20 protein-coding genes are annotated in these 26,516 nt (G+C 28.4%); 9 read left to right on the top strand and 11 right to left on the bottom strand.

The features are described from left to right. Positions 1-2: 2 nt before the first annotated feature. Positions 3-971: an asparagine synthetase A gene (locus X275_RS03580; protein ID WP_047267557.1), complete on the top strand. Its 969-nt coding sequence runs from the start codon at positions 3-5 to the stop codon at positions 969-971. A gap of 52 nt (positions 972-1,023) precedes the next feature. Here X275_RS03580 and X275_RS11015 read toward each other — a convergent pair whose 3' ends face one another. Continuing rightward, complete coding sequence (locus X275_RS11015) at positions 1,024-3,111, bottom strand: HAMP domain-containing methyl-accepting chemotaxis protein (RefSeq protein WP_052913591.1); 2,088 nt, start codon at positions 3,109-3,111, stop codon at positions 1,024-1,026. A 244-nt stretch (positions 3,112-3,355) separates the two neighbouring features. On the opposite strand from X275_RS11015, the gene X275_RS03570 reads away from it, so the two are divergent. Then, positions 3,356-5,470, top strand: coding sequence for a hypothetical protein (locus tag X275_RS03570; protein WP_047267556.1), 2,115 nt, complete (start codon positions 3,356-3,358; stop codon positions 5,468-5,470). Between the two features lie 22 nt (positions 5,471-5,492). Further along, positions 5,493-6,686, top strand: coding sequence for a flagellin N-terminal helical domain-containing protein (locus X275_RS03565; protein WP_047267555.1), 1,194 nt, complete (start codon positions 5,493-5,495; stop codon positions 6,684-6,686). 31 nt (positions 6,687-6,717) lie between these two features. On the opposite strand, the gene X275_RS03560 is transcribed toward X275_RS03565, so the two are convergent. The 3 genes from X275_RS03560 to panC are packed head-to-tail and all read right to left on the bottom strand — an operon-like array spanning position 6,718 to position 9,899. Beyond that, entirely contained in the window at positions 6,718-7,185 is a 468-nt protein-coding gene (locus X275_RS03560) for a chemotaxis protein CheW (RefSeq protein WP_047267554.1), read from the bottom strand. Beyond that, positions 7,166-9,046, bottom strand: a complete 1,881-nt coding sequence (locus X275_RS03555; protein ID WP_047267553.1) for a methyl-accepting chemotaxis protein — start codon at positions 9,044-9,046, stop codon at positions 7,166-7,168. Before X275_RS03555 ends, X275_RS03560 begins: the two co-directional genes overlap by 20 nt. Before the next feature lie 10 nt (positions 9,047-9,056). Further along, positions 9,057-9,899 carry a pantoate--beta-alanine ligase gene (panC, locus tag X275_RS03550; RefSeq protein WP_047267552.1) on the bottom strand — a complete coding sequence of 281 codons (843 nt, stop codon included), beginning with the start codon at positions 9,897-9,899 and terminating at the stop codon, positions 9,057-9,059. Positions 9,900-10,115: 216 nt separating this feature from the next. Here panC and X275_RS03545 point away from each other — a divergent pair, with 216 nt between their 5' ends. Further along, positions 10,116-13,874 carry a glucodextranase DOMON-like domain-containing protein gene (locus X275_RS03545; protein WP_052913588.1) on the top strand — a complete coding sequence of 1,253 codons (3,759 nt, stop codon included), beginning with the start codon at positions 10,116-10,118 and terminating at the stop codon, positions 13,872-13,874. A gap of 51 nt (positions 13,875-13,925) precedes the next feature. Here X275_RS03545 and tmk read toward each other — a convergent pair whose 3' ends face one another. From tmk to ispD, 7 genes are read right to left on the bottom strand one after another with little or no spacing between them, the layout of a single operon-like run. Next, on the bottom strand, positions 13,926-14,522 hold the full coding sequence (tmk, locus tag X275_RS03540) for a dTMP kinase (protein ID WP_047267551.1): 597 nt from the start codon (positions 14,520-14,522) through the stop codon (positions 13,926-13,928). An 11-nt stretch (positions 14,523-14,533) separates the two neighbouring features. Next, positions 14,534-15,214, bottom strand: coding sequence for a tRNA1(Val) (adenine(37)-N6)-methyltransferase (locus X275_RS03535; protein WP_047267550.1), 681 nt, complete (start codon positions 15,212-15,214; stop codon positions 14,534-14,536). Continuing rightward, the gene (locus X275_RS03530) at positions 15,211-16,983 is read right to left on the bottom strand and encodes a hypothetical protein (protein WP_047267549.1); all 1,773 of its coding nucleotides are present in this window, start codon (positions 16,981-16,983) and stop codon (positions 15,211-15,213) included. Before X275_RS03530 ends, X275_RS03535 begins: the two co-directional genes overlap by 4 nt. After that, positions 16,984-17,844, bottom strand: coding sequence for a protease modulator HflC (hflC, locus tag X275_RS03525; RefSeq protein WP_047267548.1), 861 nt, complete (start codon positions 17,842-17,844; stop codon positions 16,984-16,986). It lies immediately after the preceding gene. Then, positions 17,841-18,824, bottom strand: coding sequence for an FtsH protease activity modulator HflK (gene hflK, locus X275_RS03520; protein WP_084825095.1), 984 nt, complete (start codon positions 18,822-18,824; stop codon positions 17,841-17,843). Before hflK ends, hflC begins: the two co-directional genes overlap by 4 nt. A 12-nt stretch (positions 18,825-18,836) precedes the next feature. Then, positions 18,837-19,688 carry a deoxyribonuclease IV gene (locus X275_RS03515; protein WP_047267547.1) on the bottom strand — a complete coding sequence of 284 codons (852 nt, stop codon included), beginning with the start codon at positions 19,686-19,688 and terminating at the stop codon, positions 18,837-18,839. Further along, complete coding sequence (ispD, locus tag X275_RS03510; protein WP_047267546.1) at positions 19,681-20,376, bottom strand: 2-C-methyl-D-erythritol 4-phosphate cytidylyltransferase; 696 nt, start codon at positions 20,374-20,376, stop codon at positions 19,681-19,683. Before ispD ends, X275_RS03515 begins: the two co-directional genes overlap by 8 nt. Before the next feature lie 88 nt (positions 20,377-20,464). Between ispD and X275_RS03505 the strand changes: the two genes are divergently transcribed. From X275_RS03505 to gatB, 5 genes are read left to right on the top strand one after another with little or no spacing between them, the layout of a single operon-like run. Next, on the top strand, positions 20,465-21,409 hold the full coding sequence (locus tag X275_RS03505) for an ROK family protein (protein WP_047267545.1): 945 nt from the start codon (positions 20,465-20,467) through the stop codon (positions 21,407-21,409). Between the two features lie 43 nt (positions 21,410-21,452). Beyond that, a complete protein-coding gene (locus tag X275_RS03500; RefSeq protein WP_052913586.1) occupies positions 21,453-22,163 on the top strand; it encodes a rhomboid family intramembrane serine protease in 711 nt (236 codons plus the stop codon). A 3-nt stretch (positions 22,164-22,166) separates the two neighbouring features. Then, the gene (locus tag X275_RS03495) at positions 22,167-23,678 is read left to right on the top strand and encodes an HD domain-containing protein (protein WP_047267544.1); all 1,512 of its coding nucleotides are present in this window, start codon (positions 22,167-22,169) and stop codon (positions 23,676-23,678) included. A gap of 14 nt (positions 23,679-23,692) precedes the next feature. Next, the gene (gene gatA, locus X275_RS03490; RefSeq protein WP_047267543.1) at positions 23,693-25,036 is read left to right on the top strand and encodes an Asp-tRNA(Asn)/Glu-tRNA(Gln) amidotransferase subunit GatA; all 1,344 of its coding nucleotides are present in this window, start codon (positions 23,693-23,695) and stop codon (positions 25,034-25,036) included. After that, positions 25,037-26,470 carry an Asp-tRNA(Asn)/Glu-tRNA(Gln) amidotransferase subunit GatB gene (gene gatB / locus X275_RS03485; RefSeq protein ID WP_047267542.1) on the top strand — a complete coding sequence of 478 codons (1,434 nt, stop codon included), beginning with the start codon at positions 25,037-25,039 and terminating at the stop codon, positions 26,468-26,470. Positions 26,471-26,516 lie beyond the last annotated feature (46 nt).

Below are 26,516 nucleotides of genomic sequence, written 5' to 3'. Positions count from 1 at the left end.
TTATGACTAAAAAAACTATTGAAAGTAAGGAAAGAAAAGTAGATACTGTTGAATTGGTAAAAGAATATTTAGAAAACGATGTATTTAAAGATGCTACATTAATTCAACATGAAATTTTGAAAAGTATCAGACATGTACTGGATGAAAAAGGATTTGTGGAGTTGCTACCTGTTACTGTTTCTCCAATAACAGATCCACTAAACCATCCGCATTTTGAAGCTGAATTTGAATATTATGGACAAAAATATTCAGTTACTAAATCTATGATACTACACAAACAGGTCGCTGTTTTAGTTCATAAGAAAGTTTATATAGTTTCACCAAATGTAAGACTTGAAACCGAAGATAAGATGGATTCTGGAAGACATTTATTTGATTTTGTTCAAATTGATATGGAAATATTAGAAGCAAGCAGAGAAGAGGTTTTTGATGTAATGGAAGATGCTATTATTTATACAATCAAAAATATAAGAAAAAAATTTCCGGAAATAATTAGAAAATATCATCCATCATTAAAAACACCTTCTAAACCTTTTAAACGTTATACTGTTAAAGAATTAAAAGAGAAATATGGAGAAGATGATTATGAAAAAATCGCTTCTTTAAATGCTGATGAGCCATTTTGGATGATTGACATTCCTCTATTAGAAAGAGAATTTTATGATAAACAGGACCCTGAAAGACCTGATGTGTTACTTGATTTTGATTTAATTTATCCAGAAGGTTTTGAAGAAGCTATTTCGGGTGGAGAAAGGGAACATGAATATGAACAGATATTAAAAAGAATGAAATTGAAAAATACACCACCAGAACAATTTGAAGATTATTTAAAAGTAGCAAAAGCTGGTATATTAAAACATTCTGCTGGATGCGGTATTGGAATAGAAAGATTCACACGATGGATTCTTGCATTAGACCATGTAGAAAAAACTCGTTTATTTGCTAAAACGCCTGGAAAACACTCAATATAATAAAAGGGGCATTAGCCCCTTTTATTATATTGAAATTATTATTCATTTTATGTTATATCTTGAATTTGTTTATTAAATTCATCAAAGATTGGGATAATTTATTTCCTTCTTCTGCATTTTCATTAACCTGTTTGGAACTTTCGTTTTGTTGTTCTATTGCATTTACCATATATTTAACTTGATCAGATATTTCAGATATCACTTTTGATATTCTGTCCATAGCAGCAGCCATTTCTTCTGTAGATGCGCTTTGTTCTTCTGCAGCAGAAGATAACTCATGTACTTTCATAACCATTTCTTCAACTCTATCATGAATTATTTTAAACTGCGAAACTATATTTTCTGATTCGTCATCAATGTTTTTAATAACTTTTACTACTTTGTTTGTTGCTTCATTAGCGCTTAATGCTCCATCTTTTACTGAAATCAATATCTTTGCTATTTCTTCCGTAGATGCTTTACTCTGTTCTGCAAGTTTTCTAATTTCATCAGCAACAACAGCAAATCCTTTTCCAGCTTCACCGGCTCTTGCCGCTTCTATTGCTGCGTTTAGAGCTAACAGATTTGTTTGCTCTGTGATTTGATTTATAGTTTCTACTATATTACCAATATTTTGCACTTTTTCGGCTAATTCATTTACTTTTTCCTGAGTATTTTGTGATTCTGTTACTGCATTTTCAACTATATTGGCTATTCTCTTTACTGATTTCTCACCATTTACTGCAGCTTCTGATGTTTCATTTGCTTTATAGGATAATTCTTCTGCATTTGTAGATATCATTTGAGCAGAACTTGCAATTTCTTCAACACCAGAAGAAACCTCTTCAACAGATGCCGATGCATCTTCTGTATTTGATTCTATAATTTTTGATTGTGAAGCTAAATCTTCTGAAATTGCATTTTGTTCTTCAGATATTGAGGCTAATGTATCAGAAGATAACGATAGCTTATCAGATGCGTTGTATATTTGTTTCATTGAATTTCGTAAATCACGCGCCATTTTATCTAAGGCCCCGGCCATATGAACAATTTCATCTTTCCCTTTTATTTTAAAGTCTACTGTTAAATCACCTTGACCAAAAGCCTGAATTTTTTTCATTAATGTTTTTATTGAGATTATTATGTTCTTTATAATTAACCAACCAAATATAATAGATATTAAAACCCCTATACCTATCGAAGAAATAACCACTATTAACGCCTGTTTTACCTTTGAAACTGTTTCTTCACCTTTATGAAACGCTTCTGTTTTATTATAATCAACAATTTTTTTCAACACATTTGACGTTTCCTCAAATAAAGGAAGATTAATATTTAAACTTTGATTTGCCATTTGTTCTTTTAAGTGTAAAGCTTCATCTGCTATTTGATTTATTGTTTCAAAAGTTTCGAATATATTTTTTAAATACGGTATAAGAGAATTATTATATACTCTCTGCATTAATGCTATCTGTTTTTCATTCTTCTTTTTTATAACATTATTTATAGTTTTGGCCGTTTTTAAAAATCCTTCATTATATTTTTTCATATCACTTAACATGTCAATTAAATAATCATTTTCTGTTTTATAAGAATCTAACCATTTACCAAAAGCACTATTTCTTGGATTCAACTCTTCGTTAAAAGGCTCTTTTTCAAGGATTGCTTTTTCAATTATCCAGGCCAGTCTATACAATTCGCTTTCATATGTTTTTATATCAAGTTTTAAAGATTTTGGATCCAATATTTTTGTTTCATCTAATTGTTTTGATAAGTTCATAAATTTTGTATGTTCTTTTTTCCATATACTTAATTTGTTTTTATAGTCTTTCCAGTATTTTGATTCTTCTCCAGACAGATTAAAACTTTCATATTCTTTAATTAATTGATTAATTGAATCCCATATTTCCTGCATTCTTTTGTATTCTTCTTCTCTTAATTTTGCATCAGTCAAACCTAATAAAGTCATTTCAGACTTTTCTATAGATGTTTGAAGCTGATGTATTGACAATATTTTTTGAACTTTAGGTAAGTTTTTATTTGCAATATCTAAAACATAATTTTTTATATTATTTGTAGATAGCAACCCTAAAATTCCTATTATTATTGCAATTGCCACTATTACCGAAAATCCAGAAATTATTTTAGCCTTTAAGCTCATATAATCATCACCTCCAATGTTGTGTACTGTATTATATCAATAATATACTAAAAAATCAAAAACCAATCATAAACATATATTGACAAATACATATAAATAATGACAATCTATGTCAAAATTTTATTTAAAATTTTATAATTTTATTTTACTGTATATTTTTAATATTCTATCTTTGATATTTATTTAGGAAAATTTCTTTCTTTAAAGAATGATAAATTGAAAGATTATTCCATGGAGGGATTCTATGAAGAAAGTTCTATATATAATGATAATTATATTATTATTCATATTTTCATCCTGTTTAAAACCTGCTGAATCAAAATTTAAAATAACTGTAGAAATCTCCTTTTCAGCACAAACAAAGACTGTGATAAATAAGGATATAAATGACGCAACAGGTGAAATCATATTAAGAATTGATTCGCCTCTTGCAAATATTGGACAGGCTTATTTAAAAATAATAAATACTGAAAACACAGAGAATATCAAAACCATTAATTTAAATCCTTTGGATCAAAACACTTTATCTGGTACATATAAATTAACAGAGCCAGGAAAATATGAAATAATTGGTATTTTTAACATTGGTGGAGAAGAATATACAAGTAAAAATAAATTATATATTAATGTTTATGATTACAAAAAAGATTTAGAACCTTCTTTAAAATTCAAAAATGTAGAGGATGGGAGTTTTATTGAGGATAACGAATATTATCCATATAGAAATTATTCCGTAATCGTATCCATTGATCCGAAAATTATATATAACAGTGATTTTTCATACAAAATATTCCTGGACAATTCTTTAATTGAAAATGGTGCTTTAAAAAATAAAACTTTTGAATCAACACCAATATTTTTAAAAAAGAAAAATCACATTATCTCTGTTGAAGTATATGACACAAAAAATAATGGGTTTGGAAGAACAACGGTAGAACTAAATCCTAAAAATATAAATACTTCTTTTAATTTAATAACAAAAATTCATAAAAATGATTTTGACGGGTCAATTATAACAAATAATTCAACTTTGTCAACTATTGATCCAATATATGTTGTAATGGATATAAAAGAAAATTATGATTTACCAGCATCCTATCTTTTTAATATATCCAATGGCAATAAGGAAATAACCCAGATTACTACCGAAAAAAAACATTTCGAATATGGTCCGATATATTTGAATGATGGTATTAATAATTTAAATATAACCGCTAAAAATTTAATTTCAAAAGATTCAACTGAAAATAATTATACATTTAATGTGGAAAAGATAGAAGAATTTTCTGCTACTCTCAATATATATAAAAAAGATTATCTTAATAATGAAATAAAGATAGATGATAAATCGTTATTAACTGACAAGGATCCTATTTTTTTCAAAGTATTGGTTAATAAAAATTATGATTTTTCAAATGATTTAAATTATAAATTTTTATTGAAAAAAGATGGTAATGATTATAAAAAACTGGATATAACAACTAATAGTACTATTTTAGAAACAGAAAAGATGTATTTAGATGAAGGAAATTATGAACTTGAATTAACAATAACAAAATCCGATACGAGCTTTTCAAAAAAACTTTATAAGACCTTTAAAGTTTCTAAAGCTATTAATAATTTTAACTTAAATTTTTCTTTAATACAGAAAAACTCAGATGCAAGCACTACTTTATATTATTTACCCGAAAAAGTTATCGTTGATCCAGAATCGACAAGATTAAATGATTTTGATGTGAATTTTGATATAAAATCTGAATATTCATATCCTGCAACTTACGTATATTCTATTTATATTAATAATAATGAATTGTTTAGATCAAATCCAGTTCAAACGAGAACATTTAAATATACCTCTTATGAATTTCCAGAAGGGCATAATTATGTTAAAGTTTCAGCTAAAGATGTTGATAGTAATTATTTTGTTACAAAGAATTTTGAAGTGTTAGTTAAAGAAAATAATCCACCTGAATTATATAGGGTATCGATAGAAGGAACGGATGTATATTCAAAAGAAAATGACTATTTTTTTCACGATTTAGAGATTAGTAATTCCATTAGTAATCCAAGAATTATGATTGAATTCGATGATAAATCAGAAATAGAAAAAAAAGATTCTTTAAGTATTGCTGTGAAGATATCAGAAAGTGGAATAGCTAAAACTTTTACTATTCCATTATCCGCAAATCAAAAAAGTAAATTTGTTAGATACTCCGGGATACTCGAAGGTATAACTTTGGATTCAACCCAAACCTGGGAAATTAAAATTGATCCTTCTCAAATTGTAGACGAATTTGGAAACACCTGGGCTGATGAATTCGAGAATATTTATTATACAATCAATTTTAAAACTAAATAACATAAACATGGAGGTGTAGTTTATGAGGATTTACCACAACATGGAAGCATTGAATGCATGGAGAACGTTGTCGAATGTAAAAGGAAGTATGGGCAAAACTTTAGAAAAACTTTCTTCTGGTTTAAGAATTAATAGAGCTGCTGATGATGCTGCTGGATTGGCTATTTCAGAAAAAATGAGAAACCAGATAAAAGGTCTTGATAAAGCTATTAAAAATGCTCAAGATGCAGTGTCAATGATACAAACTGCAGAAGGTGCTTTAGACGAAGTTCATTCTATTTTAAAACGTATGAGAGAATTAGCGGTTCAATCTTCAACAGAAACAAATACTGATGCAGATAGAGATCAATTACAAAACGAGTTCCAAGAATTGAGAGATGAAATTAATAGAATTGCAAAAACTACACAGTTTAATACAAAAAATTTGTTGGATGGTTCAATTAAAGGCACAAGAACAGCTGAAGCTAAAATTGTTGCTCCAGGTTCTGCTCATTTTGCAGTAGGTGCGTACTCTTCTGCAATTACAGCAAGTGGGAACTTTATTATTGAAGTTGGACAATTTAGGGGTGGCGCTACTTCGCAATTAGATATAAAAATTTCAAGAATTGATTCAAATGGTGTAGCCCAGGTTACTATTACAAGTGTAACAGTATCAGGTTCTAGGGTTACAGTAACTCTAAGCAATGGAACTGCGACAGTAGGAATTACATGGGATTCAGATCAAATTGCAAAAATTAATGATTATGGAAAAACATTAGCTTCTGGTACAAAGGTAGATGGTGGTTCAGTTGCAGTTTATGGTATAGTAACTTCAAACGTTGATCCAATAAAATTCCATATTGGTGCAAATGAAGGTCAGGTAATTACTTTAGGGTTTGAAAGTATGAAAGCGGATGATTTAGGAATTACCACAGGAGTTAAAATAAATTCTCAGAGTGATGCAGAATTTGCTATTAGTGCTTTAGATGCAGCTATTTATAAAGTATCAGCATTTAGGGCAAAATTAGGTGCTTCGCAAAATAGGTTAGAACATACAATCAAAAACTTAGGTGTTGCTGAGGAAAACTTAACGGCAGCTGAAAGTCGTATTAGAGATGCAGATATGGCAAAAGAAATGGCCGAATACACAAAACAACAAATTTTATTACAATCAGGTACTGCTATGCTATCTCAAGCTAATCAATTACCTCAACAAGTTACACAGCTACTTAGATAAAAATTCCGGCCAAAGCCGGAATTTTATTTTTTTATTTATTTTTTAAAATCTTCTCAACATTGATTATCAAAACAATATCATTTTCTAAAGAAAAAGTGCTTTCAACAAAATAAAACTCCTGCATTTCATCTCCAACATCATTTAACGACATTTGTTCTACGGGTATTACATCAATAATTTTATTCGTAAAAAAACCATAATTTTTCTTTTCAAATTCAAAATTTATTATAATGTTATCTTTATTGTATTCTTGAAATTTTTCGCTTAATAATCTATTTAAATCAATTAATGTAATAGGTTGATTATTTTGGGTTATAACTCCAACAATAAATTCTGGAGTATTTGGCAAATCCTTTTTTTCAGAAGCAGGAATAAACTCTTTTATATTATTTGTTTTTAATGCATAAGTTATTTCATCTACTTTAAAAACAACATAATATTCAACTTTATCTTTCAAAAGTATTACTTTTTTTAATTCTTTAAACGGATTCTTCTTCATTAGATTCACTTCCTGACTCTTCCTTTTTTTCTATGGCTTCTAATTTTTTAAATATATCTTCAAGGTTTTTTGGGTTTTTTCTTGAAATAAACATTTTCTTTAACTCATCATAACTTTTTTCTATATCTTTAAAATTATTTACTATACTATCCATAATATTTTTATTTTTATTTGTGATAAGTTTTAATAAATTAAGTGCATTTTTTACCTGAGCAGATGATATAGAGTATTCTTTAATAAAATTTTCTATATCATTATAGCCTGTAGAAACAGTTCTAATTTCAGAAATATTTAAATCTATGGTTTTAAATAATTCATCTAATGTATTTTTATATTCATTTAAATCTTCAATGATATGAAAAATATGAGAATGTGTTTTTGAATTGTATTCTTTTAGTACATAAGACATATCTCTCATATCTGATGCAATTACTGCAAATGTTAATGAATTTTTCTCTTTTGAAGCTTCTAAAGCAGCATTTAAAGATAATATTTCTGCTCTAAAAGATAATTCGCTTACTTTTTCAGAAATATCTGTTATTTTAGAAATCAATTCATTGAAATAAGGGATTTTAGCCTTTGATTTTAATAGATTATGACGCAATTTTTCGAGTTCTTTATCATAAGAATTCAATTTGCTTTTAAAATTATCGGAAACCTTTTGTGAATCATATACAGATTGTGATATTGCTTCAAAAGTTTTTGAAAGCTTTTCAATGGTATCGTTTTCTTCATTTATCCTTGACACTTCTTCATGAATTAAAGTACCTGTTTTATTTATATTATTTTCCAGATTATTAATCTGTCTGGAAAAACTATTAAATTGTTCTTTTAAATTTACCATTGTTAGCTGCAAGTTATCCGAAAAATCAATAAACATGGGTTCTCTTAAATTTATTGTAGAATCAAAGTTCATTTCATTTATTTTTTTCAATTCTGTTTTCATTATATCAATAGATTTATAAAATCTTTTTTTCAATATAACATGATTAAAAAGTATTTCCAAAAAGCTCATGAATAAGAACAACCCTAATCCAATTAAATAATATTTTGCAAAGGATGGGAATATAAGTTTTTTTTCAACATAAAATCCTATTTTCCAGTTTATATAATCGATTTTACTTACAAAAAGCAAATAATCTTTTTTATTTTTATTTATTTTTATGAATCCATCTAAATTTTTTAAATCTCTTATTATATTATCTCGAAAATTCTTGGCAAATGTACTGGAATTAATACTTCCATCATTGTTAACGCTAAAATAACTTCCCAGATTATCTACAAAAAATATTTCACCTTTTTTCTTAAATTTAAAAGCATTTGTATTTAAAAATAATTCTTTTAAGTTTAGCGAACCGCCAAAAATGTATTTTTTACCATTTTCATAGTGTTCAACTGCAATTATTATAGCAGTATTTCCAGATATTTTGGAAGTGAAAATATCACTAATTGCCCATTTTTTATTATTGGTATATATTTCTTGAAAATATCTATATCGAGAAATATTTGTAAATATATTTGAACTTGAAATACTTTCTCCATCAGAATTTGCTATGAAAAATTCCTCGAATTCCGGAAATTCTTTTAATTTGCTTTTTAAATATTGTAGTATATTGGATGTTTTAGTTGAATTATAAGAAATTTGTTTTGGCATTAATTTTAATTTTCCTACTTCATTTTCGAAATATAGAGAAATATAATCTCCTTTGCTTTCTAAATTATTCATTATACTTTCTGTAATAGGGTTAGAAATATTTTCTCCCAGATCAAATTGAAAAAAATAAATTATAACAATTATTAAAATCCCTAAAATAGAAATAGATACTAAATTCAACAACCCCTTCATAGATATTCTAAACATTTATATCCTCCTATCCTAAAATAATATTATCAATTAATCTTGCTTTTCCAACAAAAGCAGCTACTGCAATGAGAACTTTATCAGAAATATTTTCAACATTTTCAAGAGTATATTCATCAACAATCTCAATATAATCAACCTTTACTAAGGGGTATTCATTAAAAATTTTTTGCATTTCAGTTTTAATTTTTTTGGCACTTTTTTCACCGTTTTCATATAATTCTTTTGCTTTTTTTAATGATTTATTCAACGCAAGTGCCTGTATTCTCTCTTCTTTGCTTAAATAGATATTTCTTGAACTCATTGCTAATCCATCATGTTCCCTAATAATAGGCATTTCAATCATCTGGACATCCATATTTAAATCATTAACCATCTTTCTTAAAACTCTAAATTGCTGAGCATCCTTCTGACCAAAATATGCTCTGGTAGGTCTTACAATATTAAACAATTTAGAAACAATAGTTGTTACACCCTTAAAATGTCCAGGTCTTGATTTTCCACAAAGAACTTTTGTCAATTTTATTTCCTCAACATAAGTTGAATAATTTTCTGGATACATTTCTTCCACAGATGGATGAAAAATGTAATCCACATTAAATGGTTTTAGCATTTCCATATCTCTTTCCATATCTCTCGGATATCTATCAAAATCTTCATTTGGACCAAATTGTGTAGGATTTACAAAAATACTTACTATAACAATATCATTATCTTTTCTTGCTTGTTCAACCAATGACAAATGACCCTTATGCAAATATCCCATGGTTGGAACAAAACCTATAGTTTTACCTTTTTTTATTAACTCATTTCTAATATTCTTCATTTTATTTATATTATTGATTATTTCCATAAATTTCCCTCCATTCATTTTAAGAAAATCTAACTAAAAGAATTTTACCACATAATGAAATTTTTTCAAAAATAAAAATCTCATTTAGCTTTTTATATATGATATTTATAAAAAACTTGAAATTTTATATCATATTAGTGTATAATTTCAAATGGTTATTGTTATAAATATATAAACACAAAAATTATATTATTTTAAAAGGGGGTTACATTTACTATGAGTAAAAAGTTCTCTAAGATTTTTTTTGTAGTTGTATTTATAGTTTTATCGATATTTTTAATTAGTTGTAGTGCTCAAACAGAACAAAAAGTTTCACCAGGTGAAATAAAATCTGAAATTAATGCTACTGATGTGGAGAACGCAGAAAAAACTAGCGAATCTCTTATTGAATTAACCTTTGAAGTAACTTTACCAGAGAATACTCCAAAAGATGAAAATATATATATCGTTGGTTCTTTTAATGATTGGAATCCTGGTGATGAGAATTATCTTTTAAAAAGAAATGGAAATATTGGAACAGTTGTTTTAAATGTTGAAAAGGATACAGAAATTGAATATAAATATACACGGGGTAATTGGGGAACTGTTGAAAAAGACGAAAACGGTGAAGAAATTGAAAATAGAAAAGTTATTGCTGATGAGACTAAAACTATAAAAGATGTTGTTGCAAGTTGGGCAGATATACCTGCTGAAATTAAAACAAAAGCACAACCTGGTGAAGAAGCTGTTGTCACATTTGAAGTCACACTTCCATCGAACACACCTAATTCAGATCCAATATATATTGTAGGTAATTTCAACAATTGGGATCCAGGGCAGCTTGAAATGGAAAGAAAAGGGAATAAAGCTGTTTATACACTGGATACTGAAGTGGGAAAAAGATTGGAATACAAATATACAAGAGGCAATTGGGATACTGTTGAAAAAGATGAAAATGGCGAAGAAATTTCAAATAGAGTATTAATAGTAACAGATACTGAACAATTGCAAATAGATAAGGTTGCTTCATGGAGAGATATTCTACCACAAGAAACTTCAAATTCATCAGAAACACCTGAAGTAAAAAACATTTCTGATGAAGTAATTGAAAACTTTTTATCTTCAATTCCAAAAGGTGATGAGAATAAAGAACCATTAAAAGTTGCTATTGTATGGCATCATCATCAACCATCATATAAAATTCCAGGAAGTTTAAATGCTGAAATGCCATGGGTTAGAGCACATGTTATAAATGATTATCCATATATGGCAGATTTGGTTGACAAATATTTGACTTCTGGAAGTGTAACATTCAATATTACACCAGTGTTATTAATGCAATTAATGGATTACGTCAATAATGGAGCTAAAGATAAATATTTGGAACTTTCTTTAAAAGATAATTTAACAGATAAAGAAAAAGAATTTGTAAAGTGGCATTTTTTTGATATAAATCCACAATTTATTGATTCTCACCCAAGATATAAAGAATTAAGAGAAAAAAGAGATAAAAATGCAGAATTTACTTCCCAAGATTGGTTGGATTTAAAAGTGGTATGGAATCTATATTGGATAAACATTGAATATATAAATAGTGATGCTAAGTTAAGGGAGTTAGCTGAAAAAGATAAAAATTATACAAAAGAAGATTTAGAATATGTAATATCAAAACAATATGAAATTATGTCTGAAATAGTGGATAAATATAAAAAATTGTGGGATGAAGGAAAAATCGAATTAACAACAACACCTTATTATCATCCAATACTCCCTTTATTGGTTGATATGGGATGGCCTGAAGATGCAAAAGCACAAATCAAAAGAGGTTTAGAATATTTCACAAAAATATTTGGCAAAAAACCAGAGGGTATGTGGCCTTCAGAGCAGGCTGTAAGCACACCTCTTGTTCCTATGTTTGCTGATAATACTGTAAAATGGATAATTACAGATAAACAGATTTTGCAAAAAGCTGGAATCAACACTGGTGATCCACGTCAATTATATAAGCCATATAAAGTAACAGTGGATGGGAAAAGTGTTATAGTATTTTTTAGAGATACCGACTTATCTGATAGAATTGGATTTAAATATTCAAATATGTCAAAAGAAAATGCAATTAAAGACTTTTTGAGTGCCTTGCATAAAATTCAAAAGATGAATGATGTGGGAGATATGGTTGTTACAATTGCTCTTGATGGAGAAAATGCCTGGGAACATTATCCTAATAATGGAAATGATTTTAGAAAATTATTTTATCAAGCTTTATCAAATGATCCGTATATAGAATTGGTAACTCCAGGTGAATATATAGAAAGTTATGATATTAAAGATAAATTAACTCAATTACCAAAAGGTTCATGGGTTGGCGGAAGTCTGGATACATGGTATGGGGAAAAAGAAGAAAATGAAGCTTGGGAAAGATTAGCTCAAGCCAGAAAAGTTTTAATGGGAAATAAGAATAAATTAACAGAAGAAGAATTAAAAAAAGCTCTTGACATATTATATTCAGCAGAAGGTAGTGATTGGTTCTGGTGGTATGGGAGTGACCAGGATGCTGGAAATAATGAAGTTTTGTTTGACATGCACTTTAAAAAATTATTAGTTCAATTATATAGAATATCTAAAGTTCCTGAAGATAAAATTCCTGGATATTTATTCATAGCAAATAAGAAACCATCTACTGCTTCAAAAGGAAATATTGGAAAAGTAGAAATTACTTTAGATGGAATTATTGATGAAAAAGAAATGATGAAAAGTGCGTATTATTCTGATGATGATTCTGGCGTAATGTACAAAGAAGGAGATTTGATTTCAGGCTTTTATGTAGGAAGGGATAATGCAAACATATATGTAGCTATTGAATTAAAAAAATCTTCTGATGAGTTAGCTGGAAAACCTTATAAATTAGAAATTTATACCGATGCTCCAAATGCAAAAAAATTAAATACTAAAACTGCCTATTCAAAATCTGGAGAAAAGATAACTGATCTGGGTTTTGCACTCGCAAAAAGATTTAGTTTTAATTTGCAAAAATATCCAAAATCTCACGATTTATATTATTATAATGCAAGCGGAACAGAGCGTTGGATGATAGGTGGAAGGGTTCCTGATTTAATAGCAGTTAATGGAAATATAGTAGAATTTAAAATACCATTTGATTTAATTGGAATAAAAAGCGGCGATGAAATCAATCTTGCAGTTGTTATGGCTCATACAGAAAAAAATAACTCTAAAGACGTTGATTTTGCTCCAAATTCAGGACCTGTTCACATAATGATACCAAAAGAAATTGGTGGAAAACTCATAAAAACCTTTGAAGACCCTATTGGAGACGAAGATGGACCTGGTGGTTATACTTATCCAAAAGATGGTGCATTTGAACCTTATAAAGGTTTATGGGATATTGAATGGGTTAAAGTATTCGATAACGATGATTCAATTGTATTCAAATTTAAATTTGGAGAAATGACAAATCCATGGGGAGCTCCAAAAGGTTTTTCACATCAACTAATTAATATATACCTTGATACGAAAAATGGAGGATTAACAAAAACATATAAAGATGGCGCAAGAGTCCAATTTGATAAAAAACATCCATGGGATTATTTTATAAAGGTTGCTGGATGGCCATCATATGGTCAATTGCTTGCTACAGTTGATGGTCAGGAAATTCCAGAAGGTGTTCAGGTGGAAGCTGATACTGGAGAAAAAATTATAACTGTAATTGTAATGAAAAAATTCCTTGAAATAAAAGATAATAGAATTTATGCATATTTTATGGTTGGTTCTCAGGATGGTTATGGAGCAGATCATTATAGAGCTGTAACTCCAGAAAATACTCAATGGACAATTGGAGGATATCCAGAAAATGCAGGAGATTTTGGACCTTATGTTCTTGATATAATTGTTCCAGAAGGATATGAGCAATATAGTATATTATCCAGTTATACTGACTCAGAATATGCAACATTAATACCAGTAGAAATTGATTTTTAAAAAGCTTTTTATAAAAAGAAACAACCCGAATATTGCGGGTTGTTTCTTTGTTTATATGTATTTTTTTATTATTTTCAATAATATATCAAATTCTTTATTCAAATCCAATTCGCCATTAATTATTTCAATATCTCTTTCGGGAAACCAATTTTTTAACCTTAAAAATCCATTTCTAACCTTTTCAAAAAAAGCTTTATTTTCCTTTTCGATTCTATCTTTTTTCTTATTTTTCATTCTTTTAAAAGATGTCTCAACAGATATATCAACAACAATTGTTAAATCCGGGATAATACCATCTAATGCATGTTTATTTATTTCGAAAACTTCTTTCCAACCTAATTCTCGGGCATATCCCTGATATACTATAGATGAGTCCACGAATCTATCTAAAATAATAATTTTTTCCATATTTGGTTTTATTAATTCCTCTACCAATTGTGCTCTACTTGCTGCAAATAACAATGCCTCACTTATATGACATATATTATAATCTCCCAATAACAACTCTCTGATCTTTTCGCCAAGCTCAGTTCCACCTGGTTCTCTATTCCATATAACATTATATTTTTTCAATTTAAAATATTCTGCTAACTTTTTAGATAAAGTAGATTTTCCAGAACTTTCTATACCTTCAAAAGTTATTAACATAGTTTCCTCCTTTATTCATTGCTATTTTTTAAAAATACTGGTGGATTTATTTTTAAATTTTCTCCCCCATTTTTTCTTAATACCCCACCTATTAATTGCGCAGTTTTATTTTTATTTCCATATGCAATATATATTTCCTGTAATGAAAATCTGTATTTTTGAGCCATATTTAAAAAGGTTACAAAATATGTGGGATGATATACAAAAATCATTCTTTTTTTATTTTTCAAAGCATAATATGCTGCATAAAAAAACTTTTCAAGATTTTTTTCATTAAAAGTTCTTGCTGTTTTTCTATCATTATATGGGCTTTTTAATGATTTTTCTGAGTAATGGGGTGGATTTGTAATAATACAATCCACAGACTCTCTTTTTACATATTTTGTAATATTGTATATATCGTCATTTATGAAATTTACTCTACTTTCCAAAAAATTTTTCTTTAAATTATCCACAGAATAAATATATGGTTCTTTTTGAATCTCAAAACCTGTTACTTTTATATTATTATAGATTTTAGCCAATGCAATCGAAATACTCCCTATTCCTGATCCAAATTCTAATATCACTTTTTCTGTTTTCAACAATTTTGCTATTTCTAAAAGAAATGTTGTTCCATGTGTTGGTGAATGAAATTTATTTGGAGATTTAAGACTTAATTCTTTAAAAAGGGTTTCAATCTCTATTTTCATTTAATCACCACACCTGTATTTGTAGTAAGTGTAGCTATATTTGTTTGGAATAATATACTCCTTGAATAATCCGAAATTTCCATTTTTTCAATGTTTGAATTCATGACCTTTGACCATGAGAATCTGCTCTGTCTTAGATTAGAGATATTTGTTTTATTTAAAAGAATTTTTGTTAATTCATTTATATTTAAGGTATTAAAATAAGATAAATCAGATTGAAACATATTAACATTTTCAAATGTTAATATGTTAAATGTGCTGTCTTTTATATACACTTCTTCTGTATTGTGAAATTTCAAATTACTTTTATATCCCAATGTGTTATATAAACAAATTCTGAAATCATTTACAGATAACAAATCTGTACCATCTAAAAATTCGGAATCTTCTAAATAGATTAATTTAGCTTTATTTCCTATTATTTTAACATTATCAAAAATTGTTTTTGAAGCTATAAAAATTCCTCCATCAACAATAATTTCTCCATTTCCGCTAATAAGAGATTTTCCAGCTCCTGGCATAATAAAAAATAAACCTTTTATTATTAATTTTGAATTTGACACAAATTTCAGGACACTTCCAGATTCAACCATAACCACACTTTTTTCTCCAAGTGTAGTTTCTCCTCCTATTAAAAACTCGGAATTTATTTGTGGTAAATATAAATTCTCTTCAGAAGAATCAAGGATATTTCTTACGAGATGAACAAAAGTTCCAGAAAATCTTATCGTTGGTTGAGATGGAAAACTCAATGTTCCGTATTTACTTTTTTTTCTTATCATTGCTATATTAGCATTGGTTAATCTGGCATATGCTGCTTTTGTATCTAATGCCTGTTTCCATCCGTACTTATATGGAACTTCAACAATATATGAATCAACATTCGTTTCATAATTCCAACCAAATGTATCAACAGAAAAATCTATTAACTTTGGATTACCTGTTGCAATAGGTAGAATGTTTTTTTCTAATTCAACATTCATCCTTTTTTTACTATAATTTCCACCATTATCAATAACTATTAATGTTGCCTCTTTTGAATTATCCAATAAAACCTCATCTATATTAATTAACGAATATATGTTTTTTTCTGTTTTTAGAATTATTTTCAAATCTTCGTCTGGTGTCCAATCATCTGAAACCTTTATATTTGTTTTTCCAAATAATGATATTTTTAGATTGTTATTTAAAATTTTTGGTTTTTCATCAATATCTGTATTTATTTTAATTATTTTATCTTTTGACTTATTATTATATTTGTCTACTGCATATAACTTATATTTAAGTACTCCACTATTTTTTTCTAATGGTATTTTTAAACTTATATTAAATGTATATTTTTTATTGTTCCCTTCCAATATAAATTCTTTTAAATCTGTAGCTGGTGAAGATGCTGTTATATTTAAATTTCCACTTTTAATATAATAATTAAAAAAAACAATATCTGGAGGAATATTATCAAAATATAAAATTATATATTTTTTATAAATTTCCTTATTATCTACAAATAATTTTATTGTCACCATATTTTTTCCATTTTTTAAATCGGTAAAATAATATAAATTTCCTTTCTTATTAAAAGTTATTTCATTTCCTTGATTATCAAAAAATTTTAATTTGTAATTATCTATATTTGCAGTTATTTTAACGGGAAAAAAAGGTGACACAATGTCACCTTCAATTTTTATCTCTACTCTTTTTTGTGGATAAAAACATGAACTTAATAAAAGCAATAATAACAACACAACAATTAAAATGCTATTTTTCATTTATTTCCCCTCATACAAATATTTTAGTATTGGTGAATCAGGAGATAATAATAAAATATTATCTTTAAAAGAATCCTTATATATATCTGCTATTCGTTTTAATTCAAAAAATTCTGGACTCGCGTTGTATGCATCTGCATAAATTGCTATAACGCTTGCATCAGCTGTACCACGTATTATCTCAGCATTTTTTTGTGCTTCTGATAATATTATTTTGACTTTTTTATCTGCTTCTGCTTTGATAATTTCTGATTCCCTTTGTCCTTCAGCTCTTATTTGAGCTGCAATTGAATACCTTTCAGCCATCATTCTATTATATACAGATTTGGATATATCTGGAGGCAAATCCGTTCTTTTAACTCTAACATCAACAATCTCAATTCCAAACTGTTTTAAATTCTCACTGCTTCTTTTTGTGATTTCTGTCAACATTTCTTCCCTTTTTTTGGATAATACTTCATTTAATGTATATTTAGCTACTAAATCCCTTACATTTGAATAAACAACATCATCTATTCTTGTTAAGGCCAACTGTACCGATCTCATGCTTTCTATAAACGTTTTGGGATCGTTTATTCTCCATATAGTGTACGTATCGACTATAACTGTTTTTTTATCAGCTGTAATGATTCTTTCGGGGTCTATATCATATAACATAAGCCTTTTTTCAAATTTTACCACATTATCTATAAATGGTGTTTTAAAACTTATACCAGGTTCTGTAACAACTTTTTTAATTTCACCAAATCTGAGTACTACTGCTTGTTGTTCCTGATTAACAATAAATAATGATGTATAAATAAATAATATTATAACAATTGTTATTAAACTCAAAACGATTGATTTTGTTGTTTTTTTCATTTTGTACCACCACCTATCTCAGGTAAGTTAAGTAATTTAAGAGTATCCGAACTATCCACAATAACTTTTTCTTTTGAATTTTGAATCAAATCTTGAATGGCTTCCAGAATAATTCTTTTTTCTGTAATGTCTTTAGCTGCTTTATATTCTTTTAACATTGCTTTAAATCTCTTTGCCTCACCAGTTGCTATTGCTACTCTTTCATATGAATAAGCTTCTGCATCTCTTAATATTTTCTGTGCCTGACCCTGTGCTTTTGGTATTACATCATTTGCATATCTATTCGCTTCATTTATAAATTTCTCCTTATCCTGCTTCGCACTATTTACATCATCAAAAGCCTTTACAACTTCATCGGGTGGAGCTACTTCTTGCAAATAAACATTTTCAACCTTAATACCTGCACCATATTCATCCAGTATTTTTTGCACTTTTGCTGCTGTTTCCATCGCAATTCTGTCTCTTTCAGAAGTTAAAACATTATCAATTGGATTAATCGCTACCATTTCTCTCAATACGCTTTCTGTGGCAAATTTCACCATATCAAAGCCGTTTAAAATTCTAAATGCAAACTTTACTGGATCAGCAATTCTATATTGAACTACAGCTTCAAGACTTACAATGTTTTCATCCCCTGTAATCATCAGCGATTCTTCAGTAACGGGCTGATATTCAACTCTTCCTCTGTAATTAACTGTTCTGAATCCTATTTCAATTTTCTTTAATGTTTTAATATCAACAATTCTATGCGATTGAAAGGGATATGGCAATCTCCAGTGTATTCCTGGTCCTGTTGACGAGGTATATTTTCCAAAAGTCAACACCAATCCCATTTCTGATGGTCCAACCTGGTAAATGCTAGTGCTAAAATAACCCAAAATCAATAATATTACAACCAGCCAAAAAATCCTTTTAAAAAAATTCTTTTTTCTTCGAGGTTTTTCTTCTTCAACATCGAAGATTTCGAAATTATCTGTCATACTCCATCCCTCCTATATGTTTAAAATCTTTTTTATCACTTTTATATCTTTTGCATGCATTTTATCATCACCTGGTGTTTCTAAGTGCATGGGTATTTTAATTATTTCATTAAAAGAAAAAAAAGTCTTAAAACCGTTTATTCCAATTTCACCTTTACCAATAAATTCATGTCTATCTTTGCCTGCACCCAACGGAAACTTTGAATCATTTAAGTGTATCATTTTTAATTTTTCAAACCCTATATAATTTTCAATTTCATTTAATAAGTTTTCCACACCCGCTCTATCTCTAATATCATAATTTGAATCAAAGCCGTGACAAGTATCATAGGTTATTCCTATTTTATGTGGGAAACTACACCTTTTTATTATTTCACCAAGCTGTTTTATATTCCAGCCAATATTTCCACCTTTTTTAGCTACATTTTCAAGTAATATTATCACATCTGTATTATTCAAATCTTCTAATATTATATCCAGAGCTTTTGCAACTCTATCAAAGCCAAATTCTTCCCCTTTTCCAAGATGCGAACCCGGATGAACATTGAAATGTTTTATTCCAAGAGATATGGTAATTTTCAATTCTTCTTTTATTAAATTTATGGACTTTTGCCAATTTTCATCATTTGGCGTTGCAAGATTAATTAAATAACCAGAATGAACTAACACATCATCAAAAGATATATTAAACTTTTTCATTTGTTTTTTAAATTCCTGTATATCTTCATCTTTAGGATATTTAACTTTCCATGTCCTGGGACTGTGGGAAAATATTTGAAAAGTATTACCATCTATTTTTTTTGTTGCCTGTGGAACATTGTGAAATCCCTTAGATGTACTCATATGCGCCCCAATTTTAAACATTTATTTTACCTTCCTTTATTAACCATTTTGCAAATTTTAAATCGAATTCCGTTGTTATTTTTATATTATATTCTTCTCCTGGTATTACTCTCACAAAATTTCCTGCTTTATGAAAAATACTGGCATCATCAGTAAAACTTTTAAGTTCATTCTCGAAATTTGTATATGCTTTATATAACTTTTGAAAATCGAAACATTGAGGAGTTTGATGTAAATATACCTCATTTCTATCCAATATTTTATCAATTACATTATCAACAACATGAGATAAAGAATTTTTTTCAGATAATGCTAATACAGCAGACCCATACTTTTTTGCTACCTTTATACTCTCATCAATTTTATTTATAGAAATAAAAGGTCTTGCAGCGTCGTGAATTGAAACTATAGAAACCTTAAATCCAAAATTATTATATAGAAAATTTAAAGCATTGTATACAGAACTCTGTCTCGACTCCCCCCCCTCTATTATACCACACAATTTGTTAATATTATAACATTCCTTTTTTGTCTCTTCCATATATTTCTCATTAGCAACAACAACAATTTTATTGATTAAATTAGAATATTCATATTTTTCTAATGTAATTCTTAACAAACTTTTATCTAAAATCTGGTAAAATTGTTTAGGATAAGAAAGTTTTGTCCTTTTACCTTTCCCAGCGGCAACAATAATACCAATATTCATAAAATCACCTCAATTTGTATATTTTATTTTATTATACTATAAATTTATGTTAAAATTATAATTAATAGATTAAGAAAGGAGAGAAAATATGTATTTAATAGGGATTGATTTAGGAGGAACTGAAATAAAAACAGGACTTGTTTCAAAAGCTAAAGGTATCATAAATAAAGTTTCTATTCCAACTGAAACAAATAAAGGTATTGAAAAAGTTGTAGAAAATATATTAAAGAGTATAGAAATTGTTGCAGGAGATAACATAAATAAAATAGAAGGAATAGGAATAGGGTCTCCGGGTTCTATCGACAGAGATGCGGGAATTGTCAGATATTCTCCTAATTTACCATTTCATAATTTCAACCTAACAAAAGTAATATCTGATACATTTAAAATACCAGCATTTGTTGAAAATGACGCAAATGCATTTACACTCGGCGAGTGGTATTTTGGTTCTGCACAGGGATTAAAACATTTTGTCGCATTAACTTTAGGCACTGGCATAGGAGGAGGCGTTATTTCGCATGGATTTTTGATTACAGGAAAAGATGGAATTGGGGCTGAATTAGGACATGTTATAATCGATCCAGATGGGCCATTATGTGGTTGCGGTTCAAGAGGTTGTATTGAGGCGATTGCATCAGCTAAAAATACTGCAAGGTGGGCAAAAGAATTTTCTATAAAAATACCAAATAATAAAATCGTAGAATTGGCTGGCGATATTGAAAAAATAGAATCAAAACATGTTTTTATGGCTTTAAAAGAAAATGATCCTGTAGCCAGAATGGTTGTTGATAAAATTACTGATGCTCTTGCAAAAGCTATTACAAATTATGCTCACATATTCAATCCGGAAATGGTTGTAATTGGAGGAGGAATGAGCAAAGCAGGAAGAGACTTACTTAATCCTATAAGAGAAAAAATTAATTTATATTTAATGCCATCTTTCAAAAATACCTTTAAAGTGATGCTGTCTACTCTTGTAGAAGACGCAGGTATTTTAGGAGCGTCTGCAGCAGCAATGTACCATTCAAGATAATAATTAAATTGTCACAAAAGTATAATTAAAACGAGGTGGAGAAATGGAGTTTATTAAAAAAATCTTTAATTTTGATAACATAACACAAAAAATTTTTACTATAAATATTCTGGTCTTTGTTATGATGTTCGTATTTGGTGGTGGATTTCGTGCATTTTCAAATGTATATACCTTAATTTTTGCTGGAGCACAATATGGTAAATTAATTACCATATCACATCAATATTTTAGATTTATTACATCTATGTTCGTTCATGGAGGATTTCTGCATATAGCCTTTAATATGTATGCATTATATTATCTTGGAAATATTGTTGAAAGAGTATATGGACCTTATAAATTTATAACCATATACCTTGCATCTGGAATTGGCGGCTCGTTGTTAACGCAAATATTTATGCCAGACGCATTTTCTGTTGGAGCAAGTGGTGCAATATTTGGTTTAATTGGATTGCTATTTGGGGCAGGTTTTAGAGAAGATACCCCACCTATGATGAAGCCAATGACAGGAACAGCGTTATTACCTGTAATTATAATAAACCTTTTTTTAGGATTTACCTCATCTGGAATAAATAATTTTGCACATATTGGAGGACTAATTACTGGATTTACGTTTGGCTGGCTCACATCTGTTTCAGATACATATACATCATATAAAAAGTGGAAAATATCCGCTTACATCAGTTTAATATTAATATTAATTTCATTCATATGGTTATTAATTTTTGATATTCAATTTCTAATAGGGGGTTAAATTATGGAAAAATTATATTTTAAAGTTTCCAGAGATCCTATTTATTCTGAAATCTTTATATATCCTCTGGAAATAGTTATAGCGGATACCCCGCTGGTACAAAGACTAAGATATTTAAGTCAATTGGCTGGTGCGGAATATGTATATCCAAGCGCTACACATACAAGGTTTTCACATTCTTTGGGCGTTATGCATATAGCAGGATTATACGCAAAAAAACTTTTTGAAAATAATCATCAAAAAACACGAATACTAAGATTAGCAGGATTATTACATGATCTGGGACACGGGCCATACAGTCACCAATTTGATGATGTGATTTATAAACGAATGGGACTAAAAGATGGACATGATGAATATAGAAAAAAAATACTCAATACAAAATTAATTGATCAAACATACAATGTATATAAAAAATTAAATGATGCAAGAACAAAAAATGATTTCTTAAAAGATTTGTCATTAACAGTAAAAAAGGAAATAAAAGATGAAGAAGCTGATATAAAAGAAGCTTTGAAACATATTATGAACATGATAAATGAATTATTTGAAGCCGAAAATACTGGCGGAAGCCCGGAATTCAACATAGTTCAGGGGCCTCTTGGAGCAGATAGATTGGATTTCGTTTTAAGAGACTCATACTACGCTGGTACAAGAGATTTTGGAACAGGTGATCTTGATAGAATAATACGAAATGCATTTATAAAAAAAGAAAAAAACAAAGAGAAATTATGTTATAATATAAAGATTATAGATAATATATATACTGTTTTGTTTGCAAGATTCATGATGTATAAAAATGTTTATTTTCATAAAACATCCAGAGCAGCTGATCAAATGATTCAGGAAATATTACGTCTTGCAGATGATATTTTAGACTTAAAATCAAGGGTTAAAGATTTAGATAAATTTACATCATTAACTGATCAAAGAATAATTAATGAAATAGAAATTATATATGAACAGGTATATGAAAAAGGCAAAAACAATTTAATTAATCCCGAATTGATGCAGAAAGCTGATAAAATCGCAAAAGCATATAATCTTGTAAAGAGGTTAAAATCAAGAGATCTGTGGAAATTATTAATAGAGATACCATTTTCAACTACTGGTTTAGATCCTTCAGTAATTAGTGTAAGTGTAGCAGAAAATGTTTTAAAACAATTAAAAAATAATATAGAAGCTGCAATTAATTCCAATATAGATAAAGAAGATAAATTAGAACTTTCCTATATTATGGATAATTTTGAAAATTTATTTGTAATAGACACCCCATATAAACTTGCATTAATGCACCCGAAAGAATTTTTATCAACAGATGTTTCAATTCTTGATTACAATGGAGATATTTTAGGTTTTGATGAAGTATTTGAAAGATATCCTGCTTATAAATTCATGGAGAGCAATTTAATTCAGATATCCAGAATATATTTAACAGAAGATAAACGCGAAATTCTAAAAAGGTTGGATTTGATTCCTAAAGTAGGTGGAATTAATATAACAACAAGATGGTAATAAGGAGGCGTTTTATGAAAAACTTTAACTTTGATTTAGAAAAAGCGAAAAAGATAAATAATAAAATAAATGCTATTATAGAATTCACTAGAATAGACGGGAACAAAAACGGAAAATATTATTCTACACCATTTTTGGTAAAAGATAATATACAGGTAAAAGGAACAAAAAACACCTGTGCATCAAAGATACTTGAAAACTATAATTCAACTTATACAGCAACAGCTGTTGAAAGATTGTTAAATGCTGGATTTACAGTTATAGGAAAGACAAATTTAGACGAATTTGCAATGGGAGGATCAAATGAAACATCAGCATTTGGTGCAGTAAAAAATCCATGGGATTTAAAAAGAATTCCCGGAGGATCCAGCGGTGGTTCAGCTGCGGCAGTAGCAGCAAAAATAGTTCCTTTTTCTTTAGGATCTGATACAGGTGGTTCTGTCAGACAACCAGCTTCATTTTGTGGTATAGTTGGATTTAAACCCACATATGGAGCTATTTCAAGATATGGATTATCAGCATTTGCATCATCGCTGGATCAGATAGGTGTATTGTCAAGAAATGTAGAAAATGCTGCTATTGTAGCGGAAATTATGAGCGGCAGAGATGAAAATGATTCAACTACATTGGATATAAAATGGGATTTAACCTCTAATCTGAATAAAGAAATTGAAGGATTAAAACTTGCAATACCAAAAGAAATATTTGAATTAGAAGGAATAGATAAAAAAGTATTAGATATGTTTAAAGATAATATAAAATCTTTAAAAAATGCTGGAATAATAGTGGAAGAAGTATCTATTCCTCATTTAAAGTATACTGTTTCTATATATTACATTATTGCTCCATCAGAAGCAAGTTCTAACCTTTCAAGGTATGATGGAATAAGATTTGGATTAAGAAAGGAAGAAAAAACCATTAAAACCACATATATGAAAACAAGGGATAATGGGTTTGGAATGGAAGTAAAAAGAAGAATATTCATGGGAGCTTTTACATTAAGTTCAGCATATTATGATGCCTATTATGCAAAAGCAGCTAAAATAAGAAATTTATTGAATAATGACTTTGAAAAGATATTTGAAAACTATGATGCTGTATTAACTCCTACATCACCAATACTACCTCCAAAATTTGGAGAATTAAAATCACCTTTGCAATATTATTTAATGGATTTATTTACAATTCCTGCGAATATGATTGGAGCACCAGCTATTAGCATTCCTTCAGGAAAAATAGACAATTTACCCTTTGGAATTCATCTTATATCAAAACCTCTTGAAGATGCTAAATTACTAAGAGTGGCAAAACAGCTTGAAAATATTTTTGGTACACTTGATTTACCGGAGGTGCTTTAAATGAAATACAAAACAACAATAGGACTTGAAATACATACTCAATTATTAACTAAAACAAAAGCATTTTGCTCGTGTTCTGCTAATGCCTTTGAAAGCTCGCCTAATACCAACATCTGTCCTGTTTGTACCGGGCAACCTGGCGCATTGCCGATATTTAATGAAGAAGCTTTAAATCTTGGAATAAAAGCCGCTTTAGCATTAAATGCAAAAATAAATAAATTTTCACGATTTGATAGAAAAAATTATTTTTATCCAGATCTTCCAAAAGGATATCAAATCACACAATACTTTTATCCACTTGCAAATAATGGGTATATAGAAATAGATGGGAAAAAAATACGTATTAGACGTATGCATCTTGAAGAAGATTCTGGGAAAATGTTTCATGAAGGAGATAATCTGGAAAATGCATCTTATAGCTATATTGATTATAATAGAAGCGGTATACCTTTAATAGAAATAGTTACAGAACCTGATATTGAATCTCCAGAAGAGGCGCGAAAATTCATGGAAAAATTGAGAAATATACTGAGATATGCTGAAATTTCTTCTGGAGATATGGAAAAAGGTGCTTTAAGATGTGATGCAAATATATCAATAACTGATACAGAGAAAAATATACAGAGTAATAGAGTTGAAATAAAAAATATAAACTCTTTTAAATTTGTTGAAAAAGCACTTGAATATGAAAGAAAAAGAATTATAGAATTAATGGAAAAAGGTGAAAGAATACCTCAGGAGACAAGAGGCTGGAATTTTTCAACAAGATCAACATTTTCCATGCGTTCAAAAGAAGAAGAAGCGGATTATAGATATTTTCCAGAACCCGATATTCCACCTATTATAATCACAAAAGAAAAAATAGATGAAATTAAAAATATGATGCCAGAAATGATAGATGAAAAATCCGAAAGATTTGTAAAGCAATACAAAATAAAAAAGTATGATGCGGATATTCTTGCTGGAGATAGAGAATTGGCTGAATACTTTGAAAATGCTGTAAAAAATGTTAAAAATCCACAATTTGTAAGTAATTTAATAATTACAGATTTAATGAGAGAAATGAATAAAAATAATATTGAATTAAAGGATGTAAGAATAAAAGCTGAACATTACGAAGAACTTGAAAAATTATTGGATAGCGGAAAAATATCAACTAAAATAGCAAAAGAAATATTTATAGAAATGTTTAAAACTGGAAAAATGCCTTCAGAAATTGTGAATGAAAAGGGATTAGAACAAATTGATGATGATAATATAATTGAAGAAATAGTAAAAAGAGTAATAGAAAATAATCCTAAACAATATCAGCAATATAAAAATGGAAAAACAAAACTTTTAGGATTTTTTGTTGGTCAAATTATGAAAGAAACAAAGGGAAAGGCAAATCCTCAAAAAGCAAATCAAATTGCAAAAAGATTATTAGATGAGTAGTTTTTAAATAATAAATAATTCCCCGTAACGGGGAATTATTTATTAT

The organism is Marinitoga sp. 1197 (assembly GCF_001021165.1).
Taxonomy (GTDB): Bacteria; Thermotogota; Thermotogae; order Petrotogales; family Petrotogaceae; genus Marinitoga.
The sequence above is the reverse complement of the archived record's forward strand: the minus strand, read 5'-3'. Positions and strand labels throughout refer to the sequence as shown.